An 18,912-nucleotide genomic window follows, 5' to 3' on the forward strand; every position below is an offset into this window, starting at 1 on the left:
GGGGGCGAATCGGCACCCGGGGTGCCTCAGACCGCCGCGCGCCGCGGCGCCATCGACCACAGCAGGCCCAGCGCCACGGCCAGCAGGACCAGCATGGCCGCATTGATGGCGGTCCATCCGATGCCCGACAGCAGCGCGCCCGAGCCGAACGACATGGCCACAGCCATGCCGCCGTTGCACAGCTCCATCAGCGCCTGGGCCGGGCCGCGTTCGTGCTCCGCATGGTTTTCGGACAGCAGCGTGGTGCCGGCGATCAGCATCAGGTTCCAGCCCACGCCCAGCAGCAGCGAGCTGGCCAGGAACTGCGCGAACCCCAGGCCCGACAGCGCCACCGTCGCGCTGGCCACCAGCGCCAGGGCGCCCGCGCCGGCCACGCGCCGGCTGCCCCAGCGGTCCACCAGCGGGCCGGCGAAGAACGCCGGCAGGAACATGCCCACCACGTGCCACTGGATCACCCGCGCCGCCTGGGCCGTGGAGAAGCCGCACCCATCCATGGCCAGCGGGGTGGCGTTCATGGCCAGGATCATCAGGCCGTGGCCGATGGCCGTCATGCCCACGGCGGCGCGCAGGGCGGGGCGCCGCAGCAGCGCGAGCAGCACCGCGCGCCCGGCGGCGGCCGGCTGCGGCGCCACGCCCTCGCGCAGCCGCGCCATGGCGGCGACGCCCAGCGCCGCCAGGGCCGCGATGGCCAGGTAGGAGCCCACGAACGGCGTGGCCAGGGCATCGCGCGAGCCCACCGCCACGGCCGGCGCGAGCAGCGCGGCGCACAGGCCCCCGCCCACCACGCAGGCCGCGGCCCGGCCCTTGTGGCGCGGGTCCACGGCCTCCAGCGCGGCGTAGCGGTAGTAGCCGGCTGAGGCCTGGTAGACACCGATGCAGGCCGTGCCCACGCACAGCAGCGCGAAGCTGCCCGCCGCCACGGCCAGGGCGCACACCAGGCCCCCGGCCACGCCGAAGGCAGCGCCCAGCACCAGTCCCGGCCGCCGGCCGCGCCGCTGCATGAACAGCGACAGCGGCGACACGGCCAGCAGGTTGCCCAGCACCAGCAGCGCCAGCGGCAGGGTGGCGAGCGCGCCCCAGGGCGACAGCCGCAGCCCGACGAGGGACGTGAGGGTGATGCCGATGATGGAGCACGACCAATAGAGTGCCTGGCCGGCGAACAGCAGACGGATGGCGGGGTTGCGAAGCAGCATGGCAGGGCCTGTGAGGGAGATGAAAAACGGAAAAGGGAAGGGCGGTCGAGCCGTGGCGCGGTGCGATGGGCCGGCCGCAGCGACCCGGGGCTTTCTCTGCCGGCCGACGCGTCAGCCCGGCCGGGCCACGCCGGCCGTCCCAGCGCCGAAGCGCTCGGCATAGGCCTGCGGGCTCACGGCCCGGTGCTTGTGGAAGGCGCGCCGCAGCGTCTCGGGGTGCTGGAACCCGCACAGCCGCGCCACGGTGGACACCGAGGCCTGCGCCTGCGCCAGCAAGGCCGACGCCGCCTCCACCCGCACCCGCTCCACGTAGCGCGCGGGCGTGGTGCCCAGCTCGCGCTGGAACACGCGGGTCAGGGTGCGCGGCGGCATGCAGGCGCGGGCGGCCAGGGCGTCCAGCGACAGGTCGCCGCCCAGGTGGCCGGGAATCCATTCCAGCAGCGGCGTGAGGCGGGGCGCGTGCGCCGCATCGGGCGCCAGCAGGGGGCTGAACTGCGCCTGTCCGCCCGGGCGGCGCAGGTACATCACCAGGCGCCGGGCCACGGCCAGCGCCATGGCGCGGCCCAGGTCGTGCTCCACCAGCGCCAGGGCCAGGTCGATGCCCGCCGTCACCCCGGCCGAGGTGAAGACGTGGCCGTCGCCGTCGATGCCGCCCGGGTCGTAGGTGTGCAGCCGGTCACCCGCCACCCGCACCTGCGGATGGCCCTGGCGCAGGCCGTCCACGCTGTCCCAGTGGGTGGTGGCGGGCCGCCCGTCCAGCAGGCCGGCGCGGGCCAGCAGCAGCGCACCCGAGCACACCGATCCCACGCGCCGGGCGGTGCGCTCGGCCTGCCGCAGCCAGTCGTGCAGGGCGGTGTCGTCCAGCTGGGCGTCCACGCCCATGCCGCCGGGCACGAGCAGGGTGTCCAGGCCAGGGAGCGCCACGTCGCGCCGCGCCGCGTCGGCCACCACGGCGAAGCCGGCGGAGCACGCCACCGGGCCGGCGGCCTCGGCCACCAGTTGCAGGGCGTAGGCCGGCGCGCGGCCCTGGCGCTCCATCTCGACATTGGCGGAGGCGAAGACCTGCAGCGGGCCAACCACGTCCAGGCTCATGAAGCCGGGGTACAGCAGGCAGGCGATGCGGCGGGGGTGGGGTGGGGTCATGCGCTGCAGTGTCGCGCGGCGCGGCGGTGGCCGCAATGACAACCATCGCACAGATCCGGCCACTTTCTGCGGAGCCAGTCGGCCGCGCAGGCGCCACCGCATGGGGGTTTTCGTGGCCCAGGGAATCCCTGATGGGAAAGTGGCGGCCCCATCTCCATAATTATGTGAAATTACGCACATTGCCGCGCGATGCCGGCAGGTTGCGTTTCGATGCCACCGCTTGCGAGGTCGATCGAGCCACTCACCGCCGCCCACCGCCGCTCTTTTTCATGTCCTCCCTTCCCGCCACCGCGCGCGCACTCCCCCTGTCCTTGCATTCCGAGGCGGCCGAGCGCATCCGCGAGCTGATCTTTGCCGGGCAACTTCCCCCGGGCGGGTTCGTGGACGAGATCGCGCTGTGCGACCGGCTGGCCATCTCGCGCACGCCGCTGCGCGAGGCGCTCAAGGTGCTGGTGGCCGAGGGCCTGCTGCGCCACGAGCCGCGCCGGGGCTGCTTCGTGGCCGAGGTGACTGAACGCGACCTGGACGAGATCTTCCCCGTGATCGCCCTGCTGGAGGGCCGCGCGGCGCACGAGGCCACCCTGCGCGCCAGCGAGGCCGACCTGGCCGCGCTGGAGGTGCTGCACGAGCGCCTGCGCGAGCACGCCGCTGCCGGCCGCATCGGCGAGTACTACGCGGCCAACCACGCCATCCACGAGGCGCTCATCACGCTGGCCGACAACCGCTGGCTGGCCCAGGTGATCGGCGACCTGCGCAAGATATTGCGGCTGGCCCGCCTGCAGCAATTGCGCGCCCCGGGGCGGCTGCAGCAGAGCTTGGCCGAGCACCTGGAGCTGTTCGATGCCATCAAGCTGCGCGCCCCCGAGGTGGCCGAGGAGGCCATGCGCACCCACCTCGTGCGCCAGCGCGCCGCGCTGCGCGACATCGCCCGGAACCCCCCATCGAGGATCACGCCATGAATGCCACTGCGGAATGGATCACGCGCAGCGTCTCCCGCCTGCGCCCCGCTGACAAGACCACCGGATCGGCCGACGGCGCGGGCAGCGGCCCGGCCAAGGCGCCGGTGCCGCGCTCCACGCACGAACGCCTGCAGGCCACGCTGCGCCGCGGCCAGGAGGCACTGTCGCCGCGCGCGCTGCGGCGCCTGCTGGCCGACCTGCAGGAGGTGGGCGCGCCGCAGGTGAGCGAGGTCGAGGGCGGCCGCCGCGCCGAGGCCGTCGCCGCCTGGTACCACGCGGCCGAGCCCGAGGAGCGCCGCGACATGTGGCTGCTGCTGTGCGAGCAGTTCGCGCCCGACGCCACGCGCTTCAAGTCGGCGCGCCAGCGCTACGAGGCGGCGGCCGGCACGGCCGAGGAGGCCCATGCCGAGATCCACCTGCGCCGCGCGCTGGTGTCGCCGCGCACGCGGCTGCTGCAGCGCTTTGCGGTGTTTCCGAACGGCATGCGATTTCTGCTGGACCTGCGGGCCGAGCTGCTGCCGCAGCTCAAGGGCGACAAGCGGCTGCTCGCGCTCGATGCCGAGCTGGAACAGCTGTTTTCCACCTGGTTCGACGTGGCGTTCCTGGAACTGAAGCGCCTGTCGTGGGATTCGCCCGCCTCGCTGATCGAAAAGCTCATCAAGTACGAGGCGGTGCACGACATCCGCAGCTGGGCGGACCTGAAGAACCGGCTGGACAGCGACCGGCGCTGCTACGGCTTCTTCCACCCGCGCCTGCCCAACGAGCCGCTGATCTTCGTGGAGGTGGCACTGGTGGCCGACCTGTCCAGCAGCATCACGCCGCTGCTGGACGAGGGCGCGGCGCCGTCCGACCTGTCGAAGGCGACCACGGCGATCTTCTACTCGATCAGCAACACGCAGACGGGGCTGCGCGGGGTGAGCTTCGGCGACTCGCTCATCAAGCACGTGGTGGAGACGCTGAACGCGGAGTTTCCGCGCCTGCGCACCTTCGCCACGCTGTCGCCGATCCCGGGGTTCCGTTCGTGGCTGTCCAAGCACTGCGCCGCCGCGCTCGATGCGCTCGATGACAAGCGCCGCGCCGAGCTGGGCAAGGCCGTGGGGTTCGAGCCGCCGCAGGCCGCCCACGTGCTGGCCGCGGCCGACAAGGCGCTGGAGCTGCCCCCGAAATCACCCGTGCGCCAGCTGCTGCTGCAGTGCGCCGCGCGCTACCTGGGGCGCGAGCTGCAAGAGGGCAAGCCGGTGGACCCGGTGGCGCGCTTTCACCTGGGCAACGGCGCGCGCGTGGAGCGCCTGAACTGGGCGGGCGACCCGTCGTCCAAGGGCCTCAAGCAATCGTTCGGCCTGATGGTCAACTATCTCTACGATCTCAAGCGGATCGACAAACACCGCGGCCTGCTGGCGCAGGGCCGCGTGCCGATGTCGGGAGACATCGAGAGCCTGTGCCGGGACTGAGGCGGTGTGAGCGGGGCAGAAAGAAAAAAGGCCGATGCGCGCCATGAAAGAAAGCGCCCGAGCCTTTCGCCCCGCGGGTCAGATGGCACCGGCGCCATGAGCGCGCCTTCCTTGCATGCATGACAGAGACCCACAACGACAGGAGACAGACACCATGAACCATTCCCCTTTGCAGCGCCGCGGCGTGCTGCGTGGCGCGGCCGCGGCCGGCCTGGCGCTGGCCACCGGCCGGGTGTTGGCGGCCGACCCCTGGCCGGCCAAGCCGGTCAACCTCGTCGTGCCGTTCCCGGCCGGCGGCGGCACGGACGCCTTCGCGCGGCCGTTCGCGGCGCAGTTCGCCAAGTCCACCGGCAAGATGCTGATCATCGACAACCGCGGCGGCGCGGGCGGCACCGTCGGGGCCAGCTTCGCGGCCAAGGCGCAGCCCGACGGCTACACGCTGTTCATGGGCGGCACGCACCACGTGATCGCGCCCTCGATGTACCCCAAGCTCGACTACGACATCGAGAAGGACTTCATCCCGCTCGCGCTGCTGGCCAACGTGCCCCAGGTGCTGGTGGTCAACCCGCGCACGGTGCAGGCCACCACCATGCCGCAGTTCCTGGACTTTCTGCGGCGCAACCCGGCCAAGCTCAACTACGCCTCGGCCGGCGCGGGCACCTCGCACCACCTGGCGGGCGAGCTGTTCAAGCTGCAGACCAACACCTTCATCACGCACATTCCCTACCGCGGCGCCGGCCCGGCGCTGCAGGACCTGATCGGCGGCAACGTGGACATGATGTTCGACGGGCTGGGCTCGTCCGCCGCGCACATCAAGGGCGGGCGGATCAAGGCGCTGATGGTGGCCGGCGCCCGGCGCAACCCGGCCTTCCCCGACGTGCCCTGCGCGGCCGAGGTGGGCTTGCCCGACTACACCGTGACCACCTGGTACGGCCTGTGGGCGCCCAAGGGCACGCCGGCCGACCTGCAGGCGCGCATCGTCGAGGAGACGCAGCGCCTGGGCACGGCCGAGGACCTGAAGGCCGTGTGGGCCAAGAACGGCGCCGACTACGGCGGCCTGTCGCAGACGCAGTTCGCCGCCATGGTCCACTCGGAGGTTCGCCGCTGGGCGAAGGTGGTCAAGGATTCGGGCGCCAAGCTCGACTGACCGGGGGCCCCGGGCGGGGCGGCGAGGCGGCCGATGCGGCCAGTGCAAACGGCGGACATGGTGGAGAGGGCGGACATGGCGGACATGGCGGGTGAAATCGCGGTGGAGCGGGTCGACGGGGCGGATGGCGCCCCCGGGGTGGTGCGCGTGGTGCTGCGCCACCCGGGGCGGCTCAACGCCATGTCCCGCGCCATGTGGCGGCAGCTGCGCGCCGTGTTCGAGCAGTTGCAGGCCGATGCCGGCGCGCGCTGCGTGCTCATCGAAGGCGAGGGCGATGCCTTCTGTGCGGGCGGCGACATCTCCGAATACCCGGCGTTCCGCTTCGACCGCGAGGCGCTGCGCGATTTCCACGAAACCGACGTGTGGGGCGGCCTGGCGGCCATGCTGGCGTGCGACGTGCCCATCGTGGCCGGCATCCGCGGCGCCTGCATGGGCGCGGGCGTGGAGATCGCCAGCTGCTGCGACGTGCGCATCGCCGGCGCGGGGGCCCGCTTCGGCGCGCCGATCGCGCGGCTGGGCTTTCCGATGGCCCCGCGCGAGGCGCAATTGGTGGCCGGCGCGGTGGGCGATCTGATCGCCCGGCAGATGCTGCTGGAGGCCGCCACCTTCGGCGCCGAGGCCATGGCGGCGCGGGGCTTCCTGAACCGCGTGGTGGCCGACGAGGCACTGGCCGCCGAAGCCCTGGCCAGCGCCCGGCGCATCGCCGCGCTCGCCCCCGCTGCGGCGCGCATGAACAAGCAGACGCTTCGTGCCTTGAAAGGGCCTGCAGCGCATATTCCACTAGGGCATGGTGCTATAGATAATGTAGCAATCGGCCCGGCGGCCATCGCACCGGGGCAGGGGCCGGGCCCCTTCGCCGACCCCGATCCCTATGCCTACGCGGACAGCCCCGAGCACCGCGAAGGCATCATGGCGTTCCTGGCCAAACGTCCTCCCGTCTTCTGACACCCGACCGTTTTCCTCTTTTTTGTATGAGCCAACACAACCTGTACACCGCCCTGCGCGCGGCCTTTCCGGACGACCTGGATGCCGTCGCCGTCGAAACCACGGCGGCCGACGGCACGCCCCTGCACTACACCTGGAGCGACCTGGATCGCGCCAGCGCGCGCATCGCCAACCTGCTGGCGTCGCTGGACCTGCCGGACGGCAGCCGCATCGCGGTGCAGGTCGAGAAGTCGGTCGAGGCCCTGCTGCTGTACCTGGCTACGCTGCGCGCCGGGCATGCCTTCCTGCCGCTGAACACGGCCTACCAGAGCGGCGAGATCGAATACTTCGTCGGCAACGCGGAGCCCGCGGTGGTGGTGTGCTCGCCCGCCAACTTCGGCTGGGTGTCCAAGATCGCCTTCACGGCCGGCACGCAGCACGTGTTCACGCTGGGCGACGACCGCACCGGCACCCTGCTGGAGCGTGCCGCGCACCACGGCGACACGCACCTGCCCGTGCCGCGGGCGGCCGACGACCTGGCCGCCATCCTGTACACCAGCGGCACCACCGGCCGCAGCAAGGGGGCGATGCTCACGCACGGCAACCTGCTGTCCAACGCGCAGGTGCTCAAGGAATACTGGGGTTTTCGGCCGGACGACGTGCTCATCCATGCGCTGCCCATCTTCCATGTGCACGGCCTGTTCGTGGCGATCCACGCGGCGCTGCTCAACGGCAGCAAGATGATCTGGCTGGCGCGGTTCGACCCGCGCGCGGTGGTCGCCGCCATGCCGCGGGCCACCGTCTTCATGGGCGTGCCCACGCTGTACGTGCGCCTGCTGGCAGAGCCGGGCCTCACGCGCGAGGCGGTGCGGAACATGCGCCTGTTCATCGCGGGCTCGGCGCCGCTGCTGATCGAGACTTTCCGCGAATGGCAGCAGCGCACCGGCCACACCATCCTGGAGCGCTACGGCATGAGCGAGACCATCATGCTCACCTCCAACCCCTACACGGCCGACCCGCGCCACGGCGGCCAGGACGAGCGCCGCGGCGGCACCGTGGGCTTTGCGCTGCCGGGCGTGGGCCTGCGCGTGGTGGACGATGCGGGCGCGCCGCTGCCAGTGGGCGAGATCGGCAATATCCAGGTGCGCGGGCCCAACGTGTTCAAGGGCTACTGGCGCATGCCCGAGAAGACGCAGGAAGAGTTCAGCACCGATGCCGACGGGCTCCGCTGGTTCAAGACCGGCGACGTGGGCCGCGTGGACGAGCGCGGCTACGTGAGCATCGTGGGCCGCAGCAAGGACCTCATCATCAGCGGGGGCTACAACGTCTATCCGGCCGAGATCGAGGGCTACATCAACGAGATGCCCGGCGTGGCCGAGAGCGCGCTCATCGGCGTGCCGCACCCGGACTTCGGCGAGGTCGGCGTGGCCGTCATCACGCCCAAGCCCGGCGCGCAGCTCGATGGCGACGCCATCGTGGGGCGGCTCAAATCGCAGCTGGCCAACTTCAAGATCCCCAAGCGCTGCTTCATCGCCCCCGAGCTGCCCCGCAACGCCATGGGCAAGGTGCAAAAGAACCTCCTGCGCGAGCAGCACAAGGGGCTGTTCGCCTGACCCGGCGCGGCCCCGGCGGGCACGGGCCGCGGAACGCGGGGGAAAAGCCGCTTCACCGATGGGGTGGCAGGTGCTAACCTGACCCTTGCCCTTGCCCTCTGGAGTCCTGCTGCATGCCTGCCGCCTTGCCCCGGTCCCCAGCGACCCCGGCCCCCCCGAACCTGCCGGACAAGGACCGGTCGGTCGCGTCGGCGGTCCTGTTCGTCGTGCTGGTCGCGCTGCTGCTGGTGGCCTCCAACGTGTGGCTGGCCTGGCGGGCGCGCGATGCCGAGTGGCAGCAGGCCGCCGATGCGGCGCGCAACCTGACGCATGCCGTCGCCCAGCAGACCGATGCCATGTTCGCCGAGGTCGGCCGCGTGGTCGGCAGCGTGGTGTACGAACTGGAGCGCTCGGAGATGGCCCCCGACGCCCTGGAACGCCTGCAGCCCCTGCTGGTCACCCACGTGGCGCAGTCGGAGCACCTGCACGGCATGTTCGTCTTCGGGCCCGATGGCCGCTGGCTCGTCAATTCGCAGCCGGTGCAGAACCCCCAGGCCAACAACGCGGACCGCGCCTATTTCATCCACCACCGCGACAGCCCGAGCACGCGCGTCGCCATCGGCAAGCCCATCGTCAGCCGGTCTTCGGGCGTGTGGATCATTCCGGTGTCGCGGCGCATCGACGACGCCGAAGGGCAGTTCGCAGGGGTGGCGCTCGCCACCATCCGGGTGGACTATGTGCTTGGCCTGCTCAATGGTCTGCAGATCGGGGACAAGGGCGCCATCGCGCTCCTGCTGGGCGACGGCACCGTCCTGGCCCGGCGGCCCTTCTTCGCCGAGGACCTGGGCCGCAGCCTGAGCGGCACGCCGCTGTTCCAGATGCTGACGCAAAGCCGCGCCGGCGTCGCCACCGCACCATCGCCCATCGATGGGGTGCGCCGGCTGGTGGGCTTCGAGCACACCCGCAACAATGGCCTGCTGGTCACCGTGGCCCTCGCGGAAGACGAGGTGCTGGCCCAGTGGCGCCGCTCGGCCTCGGTGCAGGCCCTGGGCATCCTGCTGCTGGTGGTCGTGATCGGGCTGGCGGGGGGCGGCGTGATCCAGGCGATCCGGCACCGCCGCGACGTCGAGCGCGACCTGACGGCGGCGCGCGATGCGCTGATGCTGGCCAACGACAAGCTGGAGCACCTGGCCGAGCACGACGGCCTGACGGGGCTGTACAACCGCCGTGCCTACGACCAGCACATCGCCAACGCCATGGCCCGCTGCCGGCGCAGCCGTATGCCGGTGTCGATCGTCCTGTTCGATGTGGATTTCTTCAAGAAGTACAACGACTTCTTCGGCCATCTCAGCGGCGACGAATGCCTGCGCCAGGTCGCCAAGGCGCTGGATGCGTCGGTGCGCCGGCCGGAGGACATGGTGGCGCGCTACGGCGGCGAGGAGTTCGTGATCGTGCTGCCCGAGACCGACGCGTCCGGCGCGTCCCTCGTGGCCTCGGCGGCCCGCGCGGCGGTGCGCGCGCTGCAGATCGCACACCCGCAAAGCCCCTTCGAGTGCGTGACGGTCAGCGGCGGCCTGGCCTGCTGCGACTGGACGGACGGCGCGCCGGACAACGCCCAGGACCTGCTGGCCAGCGCCGACGCCGCGCTGTATGCCGCCAAGCAGGCGGGGCGCAACACGGTGCTGTCCCTCGCAGGGCCCGGCGCCCGGGCGGCCTGACCGGCGCGGAGCGGTGCGGGCGCCATATCCACGGTTCGCCAGGGCCGGTCCGCCAGCTGCGAAGTCGAAGTCGGCGCAGGTTCAACCCATGTGCTTGACCATCAGCTGAGCGGTTTCCTCGATGCTGAGGTTCAGATCGAAATCGGCTTTGCCCCAATCGGGCGCCGGCACGCCGAGCTCTTTCAAAATGCGGTCCGCACACAACCGGCTGACCCGGCCATTGCCATCCATGTAGGGATGGATGGCAATGAAGTTCTGTTTGAAGTGGGCAGCGATCAGGGCTGCCTCCATGCGATCGTTCCCCTTGGCCTGGCGGAGCCTCTTCTTGACCTCCCCGCACAACCTTTGCAGGTCTTGCGGGATGCTTTCTGCCGGGCGAAACACGGTTTTCCCCGTGAGCGTTCCAGCCGGTCCTGACGAGCCCGGCAAAGGCAGTCCCCAGAAAGATGCGCCGTAGCTCTCCAGCTTGCCGATCTCTTCGGGCTGATAGGTTCTCACGCCCAGGCCACCAGGCGCTGCAGCCCACGACTCCCGTATCTGAGCGGGTTCGATCTTGTCCTTTCCACGTGCCCAGGCCAACGCATAGCCGGCCGAAAGCTTGCCCTTCAGCGAGCTGTATTGGTCGTCGGGTGCGTAAGCCGCCGAGTGCACGACATGCAGCAGCTCTGGTGAGAACTCGCTTTTCAACTGCCCCAGCGGAACGCTTTCCAGCACTTCTCGGGCCATCTGTTCGGAGGCATGTGCCTTGTTTCCATGATGGCTCTGTGTCTGAAGCGGTGTTCTCGGACGCATGCCGGATGCGCTGGAGGCGCGGGCTTTCGGTGCGCCGGCAAGCCCTTGTGGTGCTGCACCGGTTCGGGGGCGCCCGGTGGTACTCTGCGCCTTGTCGAACGAGGCGGTCGGGGGCACGGATGAGGCATGCGCCGTTCTCGATCCATCGATTTTGGGAGGCATGGGAATCGCATCGACTGGGGTGATTCGCATGCTGCCTTGGTCATTTGGATGCGTGCATCCCTTGAGCGAAGGGCTGGGCCGGATTGCGAATGGCGCAAAGGGCCTGGGGCTGCACTCAACCCGCCGCCGCTGACCCGCTGGCGCAAAAGATGCAGCCGGCCGCGGGCGCGGTGCCTTCGCCCGGATCGGTGCCCGCCGCGTGGCTGCAGCAGTGCTCCAGCCAGCCGCTCACCAGCCGGTACACCGACAGGTTGGTGCGGGCCGTGGGCGCGCACAGGTAGTAGCCCAGCGGGCTCTGAAAGCGCTGGCCCAGCGGCTCGACCAGCGTGCCGGCCTGCAGCTCGTCCTCCACCAGGCAGGTGGGCACGATGCCCACGCCGAAGCCCGACACGGCGGCCCGGATGATGAGCGAGTACAGGTTGAAGCCCGGCCCGAAGCGGCTGCCACCGGTGTCGCAGCCGTTCGCCGCCATCCAGTCGTGCCAGGCCAGCGGCACTTCGATGTGCTGCAGCAGCGTGGCGTGCTGCAGGTCGGCCTGAGTGCGCAGCGGCAGCGTGTCGCGCAACTGGGGGCTGCAGACGATGCTGGTCTCCTGCCCGATCAGGTAGCGGGCGTTGGCGCTGGGCCAGTTGCCGTAGCCGTACTGGATGGCGGCATCGAACTCGTGCGGCACTGCGAAGTCGTGCGCGTGCTGGTAGCGCACGAAGTTCAGCGACACCTGCGGCAGCGTGCGCTTGAAGTGCCCCAGGCGCGGAAACAGCCACTGCGCCGCGAACGTGGGCGGCACCGAGAGGTTCAGCGCCCCGCCGTCGCCGCCATAGGACATGAGCTGCGCTGTCGCCGACTCCAGCGCGGCGATGGCCGGGCGCGTGGCGTTGAGGTAGGTGGCGCCCGCATCGGTCAGCTCCAGCCCCGACGAGCGGCGGATGAAGAGCTTCTGGCCCAGGTAGTCCTCCAGCGAGGCGATGTGGCGGCTGATGGCGCTTTGCGTCACGCACAGCTCCTTGGCCGCCATGGTGAAGGCCTGGTGCTTTGCCGCAGAGTGGAAAGCGTTCAGTTCGGAGAGGGTGGGGCAGAGGCGGCGCATGCAGTGGTATGAGCTGTAGTCATGGGCAGGTGAGATTTTAGGCGTTGCGACAAGACGCCATTGGCCCGATAAATGCAACCTGTGACGGCGTTGTGACGGTTTTTCCCGAATGAAGGTGCCAGCGTGCACCGCCTTCGGGACGGTACGGGGCCTTGGCCCCCATCGCCGGCAGCCCATGAGTAATTTCGAAGCCCCTATTTTGGATTTTTTGATTCCATGACCGCTTTGTTGATTGAAAACAGCCAGGTGCTGGACGTGCATGCCCTGGCGCTGCGCACGGGTCTATCGGTGCTGGTGCAGGACGGGCGCATCGCCGCGGTGGGCGAAGGCCTGCAGGCGCCCGAAGGTGCCACGGTGGTCGATGCGCGCGGCATGACGCTCATGCCCGGCATGATCGACTGCCACGTGCACGTGGTGGCCTCGTCGTTCAACCTGGGCGCGGTGGCCCGAATGCCCAACGTGTTCACCATGCTGCGCTCGCTGCCCATCATGAAGGGCATGCTCGAGCGCGGCTTCACCTCGGTGCGCGATGCGGGCGGCGGCGACTGGTCGCTGGCCGAAGCGGTGCGCACGGGGCTGGTGCAGGGCCCGCGCATCTTCCCCTCGGGCAAGGCGTTGTCGCAGACCGGCGGGCATGCGGACTTCCGCCAGCGCAACGACGACCTGGACGTGTGCTCGTGCGCCTACAAGCTGGGCAACATCGGCCGCGTGGTCGATGGCGTGGACGCCTGCCGCCTGGCGGTGCGCGAAGAGATCCTCAAGGGCGCCACGCAGATCAAGGTCATGGCCTCGGGCGGCGTGGCCTCGCCCAACGACCCGATCAACAACCTGGGCTATTCCGAGGCCGAACTGCGCGCCATCGTGGAAGAAGCCTCCAACGCCAACACCTACGTGATGGCCCATGCCTACACGCCCCGCGCCATCGCCCGCGCGGTGCGCTGCGGCGTGCGCACCATCGAGCACGGTAACCTGGTGGATGCCCCCACGGCCGAGCTGATGGCCGAGCTGGGCGCCTTCATGGTGCCCACGCTCATCACCTACGAGGGCCTGGCCAACGAGGGCGAGCGCTATGGCCTGCCGGCGGTGTCCATCGCCAAGATCGACTCGGTGCGCGGCCAGGGCAGGCAGGCCATCGAGATCCTCGCCAAGGCCGGCGTGAAGATGGGCCTGGGCAGCGACCTGCTGGCCGAGACGCACTACCTGCAGGCCGATGAGCTGCGCCTGCGCGCCGACGTGCTGGGCAACGGCCCGGTGCTGCAGCAGGCCACGCTGGTCGGCGCCGAGATCCTGGGGCAGCAGGGCCAGCTGGGCGAGGTGACGCCCGGCGCCATCGCCGACCTGCTGCTGGTGGACGGCAACCCGCTCACCGACATCGCCTGCCTGCTGAACCAGGGCGAGCGCATCCGCGCCATCGTCAAGGACGGCGCCTTCGTGAAAAACAACCTCTGACACCAACCCCCCTGACCTGACCGGAGAACACCATGCAACGTAGAAATTTCGTCAAGCTCGGCGGCGCCGCAGCCGCCCTGCAGTGCCTTCCCTCCATCGGCTTCAGCCAGCAGGGCGAGGTCTTCCGCATCGGCTCGCTCACGCCCATCACCGGCGCCGGCAGCCCCTACGGCCCGGGCATGCAGCAGGCCATCCGCCTGGCGGTGGACGAGGTCAACGCCGCGGGTGGCGCAGGCGGGCGCAAGCTGGAGCTCTTCACCGAAGACGACCAGACCAAGCCCGACGCGGCCGTGCTGGCCGCCAAGAAGCTGATCGAAGTGAACAAGGTGCAGGCCGTGCTGGGCACCTGGGCTTCGGGCGTGACGCTGGCGGTGATGCCGCTGACCGATGCGGCCGGCATCATCCAGATGAACGTGTCGGGCGCGCCCGCCATCTCCACGCTCGACACCAAGGACCTGGTGTGGCGCTTTCAGGCCACCAACGACCGCTTCGGCGCGGCGTTCGCCGAGATCTGCGCCAAGCGCGGCTTCAAACGCCCGGCCACCATGGCGTTCAACAACGCCTCGGGCCTGGGCAACGTGGAAGGCTTCACCAAGGTCTGGGAAAAGCGCGGCGGAAAGGTGGCGGCGCACGTCACCTACGAGCCCAGCCGCCCCAGCTACCGCAGCGAGCTGCAGAAGATCCTCGCGGCCAAGCCCGATGTGATCGTGATGGGCTCGTACCTGCCCGACACCACCATCATCCTGCGCGAATGGTTCCAGTCCGGTGCCGACAACAAGTGGGTCATCCCCGGCTGGGCGGCCAATCCCGACCTGGTGAAGGCCCTGGGCGCCGAAGTGTGCGAGGGCATCATCTCGGTGGAGACGGTCTCCAACGAAAAGAGCACCTCGTACGCGCAGTTCGATGCGGCCTTCACCAAGGCCACGGGCAAGGCGGCCTCCACCAACATCTACGCCGCCATGGCCTACGACATGGTGATCTCGCTGGCCCTGGCCATGGAAGCGGCCGGCCCCAAGGCCACGGTGGAGCAGGTCAACGCCAAGCTGCGCGAGGTGTCCAACGCCCCCGGCACGGCCGTGTACTCGTTCGCCGAAGGCAAGGCGCAGCTGGGCAAGAAGGCCAAGGTGAACTACGAGGGCGCGTCCAGCAAGCTGGACTTCGATAAGTTCGGCGACGCCACGCCCGACTTCGGCGTGTTCATCATCGAAAAGGGCCAGCTGGTGCGCCGCGACGTGGTGTCCATCACGGTGTGAGCGGGCGCAGCCCGGGCGGCCCCCGAGCGGGGGCGCCCGGGCTTTTCTTGACAAGGCAGGGTAAGAACGAGATGACGCAATGACCTGGATAGCTTTCGCAAACCTGTTGATCAATGGATTGATCGAAGGGCTGGTGGTGGCGCTGCCCGCACTGGCCATGACCCTGGTGATGGGCGTCAACCGCTTTCCCAACGCGGCCACGGGCGACTTCCTGACCACCGGCGCCTATGCCGCCGTGGCGGTGCAGATGCTGGGCGGCTGGCCGCTGTGGGCCGCGGCGCTGGCGAGCATGGCCGCGACCGCCGTGGTGTCCGCGGGCTCGTACACGCTGATCTTTCGCAAGCTGGCCGGGCGGCCCATGGTGTCGTCCATGCTGGCGGCCATCGGCCTGGGCTTTCTGCTGCGCAGCCTGATCTCGTTCTTCGCCGGGCACGACCAGCGCACGTTCGACCTGCCGCTGGTGCGGGCCTGGAACTTCGGCGGCGTGCGTCTGCTGCCGACCGACGTGGCCATCGCGGGCATCGCCGTGCTGTGCCTGCTGGTGGTGTTCGTGCTCATCTACAAAACGAGCTTCGGGCGCCAGCTGCGCGCCGTGGCCGACAGCGCCGACTTGGCGCGCGCCAGCGGCATCCGCGCGGGCGGGCTCATGCTCAGCCTGTGGGTGCTGGTGGGCGCGCTCTCGGCCATTGGTGGCGTGCTGCTGGGCATGAAGGCCATCGTCAGCCCCGAGATGGGCTGGGAGAGCTTGATTCCCGCCTTCGCCGCCATGGTGCTGGGCGGCATCGGCAGCCCGGTGGGCGCGGTGCTGGGTGCGCTGCTGCTGTGCGTGGCGCAGGAGCTGGCCGTGCCGCTGCTGGGGCCTTCCTACAAGCTGGTGCTGTCGTTCGTGGTGCTGGCGCTGGTGCTGCTGCTGCGCCCGGCCGGCATCATGGGCCGTGTGCAGCTCGTGCGCTGATGCCGAAGGAGCCGAATCCATGATTGCCTACCTTTGCGCCATCGGCGTCATCGCCCTCATCTACTGCCTGCTCGCGCTGGGCCTGAACCTGCAGTTCGGCCTCACGCGGCTGGTGAACTTCGGCGTGGTGGCGTTCTTCGCCGTCGGCGCCTATACCTCGGGCCTGCTGTCGCTGCAGGGCGTGCCGCTGGCGCTGTGCTTCGTGGCCGCGGGCGTGCTTTCGGGCCTGCTGGCGCTGCCCATCGGCCTGCTGTCGCTGCGCCTGCGCGACGACTACCTGGCCATCGTCACGCTCGGCTTCTCGGAGGCCGTGCGCATCTCCATCCAGCAGGAAAGCTGGCTCACCAAGGGCGTGCAGGGCCTGCCGGGCCTGCCCAAGCTGTTCGCGGCCTGGGGGCCGGTGTCGGACCTGGCCACGTTCGCCACCTTGCTCGCACTGGTCGCGCTGGTGTCCTGGGGCACGGTGCGGCTCACGCGCAGCCCCTTCGGGCGGCTGCTGAAAGCCATCGGCGACGATGAGGCCGCGCTGTCGGCCCTGGGCAAGGACCCGGCCTGGTTCAAGGTGCAGGTGTTCATGCTGGGCGCGGCGCTGGCCGGCGTGGCGGGTGCGTTCTACGCGCACTTCATCACCTTCATCACGCCCGAGCAGTTCATTCCGCTCATCACCTTCTACGTGTGGATGGGCCTGGTGATGGGCGGCGCCGGTTCGGTGCGCGGCGCGGTCTTCGGCTCGCTGCTGCTCATGGTGTTCCTGGAGGGCTCGCGCTTCGCCAAGGACTGGGTGCCGGGCGTGTCCGAAGTGGGCATGGCCAGCCTGCGGCTCGCGGCCGTGGGGCTGGCGCTGATCCTGGTCACCCTGTATCGCCCGAGCGGCCTGTTCGGAGGGAAGTCGCAATGATGGCAACGACAGCAGCACCGATGCTGAAAGTGGAGGCCGTGACGCGGCAGTTCGGCGGCTTCAAGGCGGTGGACGGCGTGTCGCTGCAGCTGGCCGAGCAGGAGATCCTGGGCATTGCCGGCACCAACGGCGCGGGAAAGAGCACCCTGTTCGCCGCCATCGCCGGCCAGCAGCCGGCCGATGCCGGGCGCATCACCTTCACCGGCCAGGACATCACCCGCGTGCCGCCGTACCGCCGCGCGCGCATGGGCCTGGTGCGCACCTTCCAGATCCCGCGCGAGTTCAAGAGCCTCACCGTGCACGAGAACCTGCTGGCCGCCGCGGCCAACCCGCAGGGCGAGCGCCTGGTGAACGCGTTCTTCCAGACGCGCAGCCTGCGCGAGCACGAAGCGCAGTTGGCGGCCAAGGCCGACGGCATCCTGCAGTTCCTGAACCTGGCGCGTGTGCGCGATGTGAAGGCCGGCGGCCTGTCGGGCGGGCAGAAGAAGCTGGTGGAGCTGGGCCGCGTGCTCATGCTGGACCCGCGCTGCATCCTGCTGGACGAGCCCTTCGCGGGCGTGAACCCGGTGCTGATCGAGGAAATCTGCGACCGCGTGCGCGAGCTGCACGGCCAGGGCATCGCCTTCATCGTGATCGAGCACCACTTGCAGGCGCTCAAGGCGCTGTCCCACCGCATGATCGTGATGGACCGCGGGCGCATCCTCGCCGAGGGCGATCCGCACACCGTGCTGGACGACCCGCGCGTGCAAGAGGCCTACATGGGAGGGGTGGTATGACCAGCGCTTTGCACAACGGCAGCGGCAACCTGCTGCAGATCGGGCAGCTGCGCGGCGGCTATTCGGACGTGGACATCATCCACGGCATCGACCTGGCCGTCGCGCCGGGCGAGATCGTCACCATCGCCGGCACCAACGGCGCGGGCAAGTCCACGCTGGTGAAGGCGCTGCTGGGCCTGCTGCCGCGCGTGACGGGCAGCATCCACCTGGGCGGGCGCGACATCACGCGGCTGTCGGCCGAAGACCGGTTCGACGCCGGCCTGGCCTACGTGCCCCAGGTGGCCAACGTGTTCCCCTCGCTCACCGTGCGCGAGAACCTGCTGGTGGTGCGCGGCGTGCCGCACGTCAAGCGCCGCATGGATGCGGTGCTGGCCGACTTTCCCGCCCTGGTCGAGCGACTGCCGCAGCCGGCCAGCAACCTCTCGGGCGGCGAGCGCCAGCAGCTGGCCTTCGCCCGCGCGCTGATGCCCTCGCCGCGCATCATGGTGCTGGACGAGCCCACGGCGGCGCTGGCGCCCTCGCTGGTCGGCAAGGTGTTCGACATGGTGCGCACGCTGCCCGCCGCCGGCGTGGCGGTGCTGATGGTGGAGCAGCGCGCGCGCCAGGCGCTGCAGATCAGCCAACAGGGCTACATCCTCGACCAGGGGCGCTGCGTGCTGCAGGGCCCGGCTGACGGGCTGCTGGCCGACGAGCGCATGGCGCAGCTGTACCTGGGCAACCACTGACGGCGAGGAGGGGCGTGCGCGCTGCGGTTGATTGCTCCTTTTTTGATAGCGGTATGCCCTAGTATCGATTGCGCTGGAGGGCGATTCGACTCGAAATCGGTGGGCCACACGGCCTGACCGCCGGCGCAGGCGGCCGCTTCCGATCAGCGCAGCACCAGCACAGGGATGTGCGAGTGTGTCAGCACGTGCTGCGTCTCGCTGCCCAGCAGCAGCCGCTGCAGGCCTTTGCGCCCGTGCGAGGCCATCACGATCAGGTCGCATTGGTGCTTTCGGGCCGCGGCGATCACCGCCTCGGCGACGAGGTCGGACTTGCTCACCACCGCCTTCACCGCCACGGCCTGGGCGGTGCCCAGCGCCTTGATGCCGTCCACCAGTGCCTTGGCGGATGCGGTCCACTGCGCCTCGATGCGCTTGGCATCGCCCGTGTCCACGATGGAGCCGCCCTCGAAGTAGCTGCGCGGATAGCGCGGCACCACCTTGAGCACGACCACGGCGGCGCCGCTCAATGCCGCCAGGGCCAGCCCATGGTCCACGGCCTTGCCGGAGAGTTCAGAGCCATCGGTGGCGATCAGGATGCGTTGGTACATGGAAGACTCCCGAAGTGGACGGAGGACGCCAGCTTACGAAGCCTGGGCATGGGCAGGCTTGATCCAGGTCAATGTGCGGACGGGGCAGGGGGCATAGCCTC

Annotated in this window: 17 protein-coding genes; 12 read left to right on the forward strand and 5 right to left on the reverse strand. The window is 70.0% G+C overall.

The window, feature by feature from the left end; genetic code table 11:
• Positions 1-26 precede the first annotated feature (26 nt).
• On the reverse strand, positions 27-1,193 hold the full coding sequence (locus AVAK2825_RS12995; RefSeq protein ID WP_284399165.1) for an MFS transporter: 1,167 nt from the start codon (positions 1,191-1,193) through the stop codon (positions 27-29).
• A 111-nt stretch (positions 1,194-1,304) separates the two neighbouring features.
• Positions 1,305-2,336: a GlxA family transcriptional regulator gene (locus AVAK2825_RS13000; protein ID WP_284399168.1), complete on the reverse strand. Its 1,032-nt coding sequence runs from the start codon at positions 2,334-2,336 to the stop codon at positions 1,305-1,307.
• A 269-nt stretch (positions 2,337-2,605) separates the two neighbouring features.
• Here AVAK2825_RS13000 and AVAK2825_RS13005 point away from each other — a divergent pair, with 269 nt between their 5' ends.
• The 6 genes from AVAK2825_RS13005 (at position 2,606) to AVAK2825_RS13030 (ending at position 10,127) form a co-directional block, all read left to right on the forward strand.
• On the forward strand, positions 2,606-3,295 hold the full coding sequence (locus AVAK2825_RS13005) for a GntR family transcriptional regulator (protein ID WP_284399171.1): 690 nt from the start codon (positions 2,606-2,608) through the stop codon (positions 3,293-3,295).
• Entirely contained in the window at positions 3,292-4,746 is a 1,455-nt protein-coding gene (locus AVAK2825_RS13010) for a malonyl-CoA decarboxylase (RefSeq protein ID WP_284399174.1), read from the forward strand. The genes AVAK2825_RS13005 and AVAK2825_RS13010 overlap by 4 nt, the downstream gene beginning before the upstream one ends.
• 154 nt (positions 4,747-4,900) lie before the next feature.
• Positions 4,901-5,893: a Bug family tripartite tricarboxylate transporter substrate binding protein gene (locus AVAK2825_RS13015; protein ID WP_272564166.1), complete on the forward strand. Its 993-nt coding sequence runs from the start codon at positions 4,901-4,903 to the stop codon at positions 5,891-5,893.
• An 84-nt stretch (positions 5,894-5,977) separates the two neighbouring features.
• A complete protein-coding gene (locus AVAK2825_RS13020; protein ID WP_284399552.1) occupies positions 5,978-6,838 on the forward strand; it encodes an enoyl-CoA hydratase/isomerase family protein in 861 nt (286 codons plus the stop codon).
• A gap of 26 nt (positions 6,839-6,864) precedes the next feature.
• Entirely contained in the window at positions 6,865-8,430 is a 1,566-nt protein-coding gene (locus AVAK2825_RS13025) for a malonate--CoA ligase (RefSeq protein ID WP_284399177.1), read from the forward strand.
• A 113-nt stretch (positions 8,431-8,543) separates the two neighbouring features.
• Positions 8,544-10,127, forward strand: a complete 1,584-nt coding sequence (locus tag AVAK2825_RS13030; protein ID WP_284399182.1) for a sensor domain-containing diguanylate cyclase — start codon at positions 8,544-8,546, stop codon at positions 10,125-10,127.
• A gap of 81 nt (positions 10,128-10,208) precedes the next feature.
• On the opposite strand, the gene AVAK2825_RS13035 is transcribed toward AVAK2825_RS13030, so the two are convergent.
• Together AVAK2825_RS13035 and AVAK2825_RS13040 are read right to left on the reverse strand one after the other, a co-directional pair.
• A complete protein-coding gene (locus AVAK2825_RS13035; RefSeq protein WP_284399184.1) occupies positions 10,209-11,111 on the reverse strand; it encodes a Fic family protein in 903 nt (300 codons plus the stop codon).
• Between the two features lie 85 nt (positions 11,112-11,196).
• Positions 11,197-12,168, reverse strand: a complete 972-nt coding sequence (locus AVAK2825_RS13040; protein WP_284399186.1) for a LysR substrate-binding domain-containing protein — start codon at positions 12,166-12,168, stop codon at positions 11,197-11,199.
• A gap of 216 nt (positions 12,169-12,384) precedes the next feature.
• On the opposite strand from AVAK2825_RS13040, the gene AVAK2825_RS13045 reads away from it, so the two are divergent.
• The 6 genes from AVAK2825_RS13045 to AVAK2825_RS13070 all read left to right on the forward strand — a co-directional run bounded on the left by AVAK2825_RS13045 (position 12,385) and on the right by AVAK2825_RS13070 (position 18,224).
• Positions 12,385-13,617, forward strand: a complete 1,233-nt coding sequence (locus AVAK2825_RS13045; RefSeq protein WP_284399189.1) for a metal-dependent hydrolase family protein — start codon at positions 12,385-12,387, stop codon at positions 13,615-13,617.
• Between the two features lie 32 nt (positions 13,618-13,649).
• Positions 13,650-14,870 carry an ABC transporter substrate-binding protein gene (locus tag AVAK2825_RS13050; RefSeq protein ID WP_272548320.1) on the forward strand — a complete coding sequence of 407 codons (1,221 nt, stop codon included), beginning with the start codon at positions 13,650-13,652 and terminating at the stop codon, positions 14,868-14,870.
• Between the two features lie 79 nt (positions 14,871-14,949).
• The gene (locus AVAK2825_RS13055; RefSeq protein ID WP_272564160.1) at positions 14,950-15,825 is read left to right on the forward strand and encodes a branched-chain amino acid ABC transporter permease; all 876 of its coding nucleotides are present in this window, start codon (positions 14,950-14,952) and stop codon (positions 15,823-15,825) included.
• Between the two features lie 19 nt (positions 15,826-15,844).
• Positions 15,845-16,723 (forward strand): branched-chain amino acid ABC transporter permease, encoded by an 879-nt coding sequence (locus AVAK2825_RS13060; RefSeq protein WP_284399203.1) that lies wholly within the window; start codon positions 15,845-15,847, stop codon positions 16,721-16,723.
• On the forward strand, positions 16,720-17,499 hold the full coding sequence (locus AVAK2825_RS13065; protein WP_284428875.1) for an ABC transporter ATP-binding protein: 780 nt from the start codon (positions 16,720-16,722) through the stop codon (positions 17,497-17,499). Before AVAK2825_RS13060 ends, AVAK2825_RS13065 begins: the two co-directional genes overlap by 4 nt.
• Positions 17,496-18,224, forward strand: a complete 729-nt coding sequence (locus tag AVAK2825_RS13070) for an ABC transporter ATP-binding protein (RefSeq protein WP_284399208.1) — start codon at positions 17,496-17,498, stop codon at positions 18,222-18,224. The genes AVAK2825_RS13065 and AVAK2825_RS13070 overlap by 4 nt, the downstream gene beginning before the upstream one ends.
• A 143-nt stretch (positions 18,225-18,367) precedes the next feature.
• On the opposite strand, the gene AVAK2825_RS13075 is transcribed toward AVAK2825_RS13070, so the two are convergent.
• Positions 18,368-18,811 carry a universal stress protein gene (locus AVAK2825_RS13075; RefSeq protein WP_284399209.1) on the reverse strand — a complete coding sequence of 148 codons (444 nt, stop codon included), beginning with the start codon at positions 18,809-18,811 and terminating at the stop codon, positions 18,368-18,370.
• Between the last annotated feature and the right edge of the window lie 101 nt (positions 18,812-18,912).

This window comes from Acidovorax sp. SUPP2825 (genome assembly GCF_030158995.1).
Taxonomy (GTDB): domain Bacteria; phylum Pseudomonadota; class Gammaproteobacteria; order Burkholderiales; family Burkholderiaceae_C; genus Paracidovorax.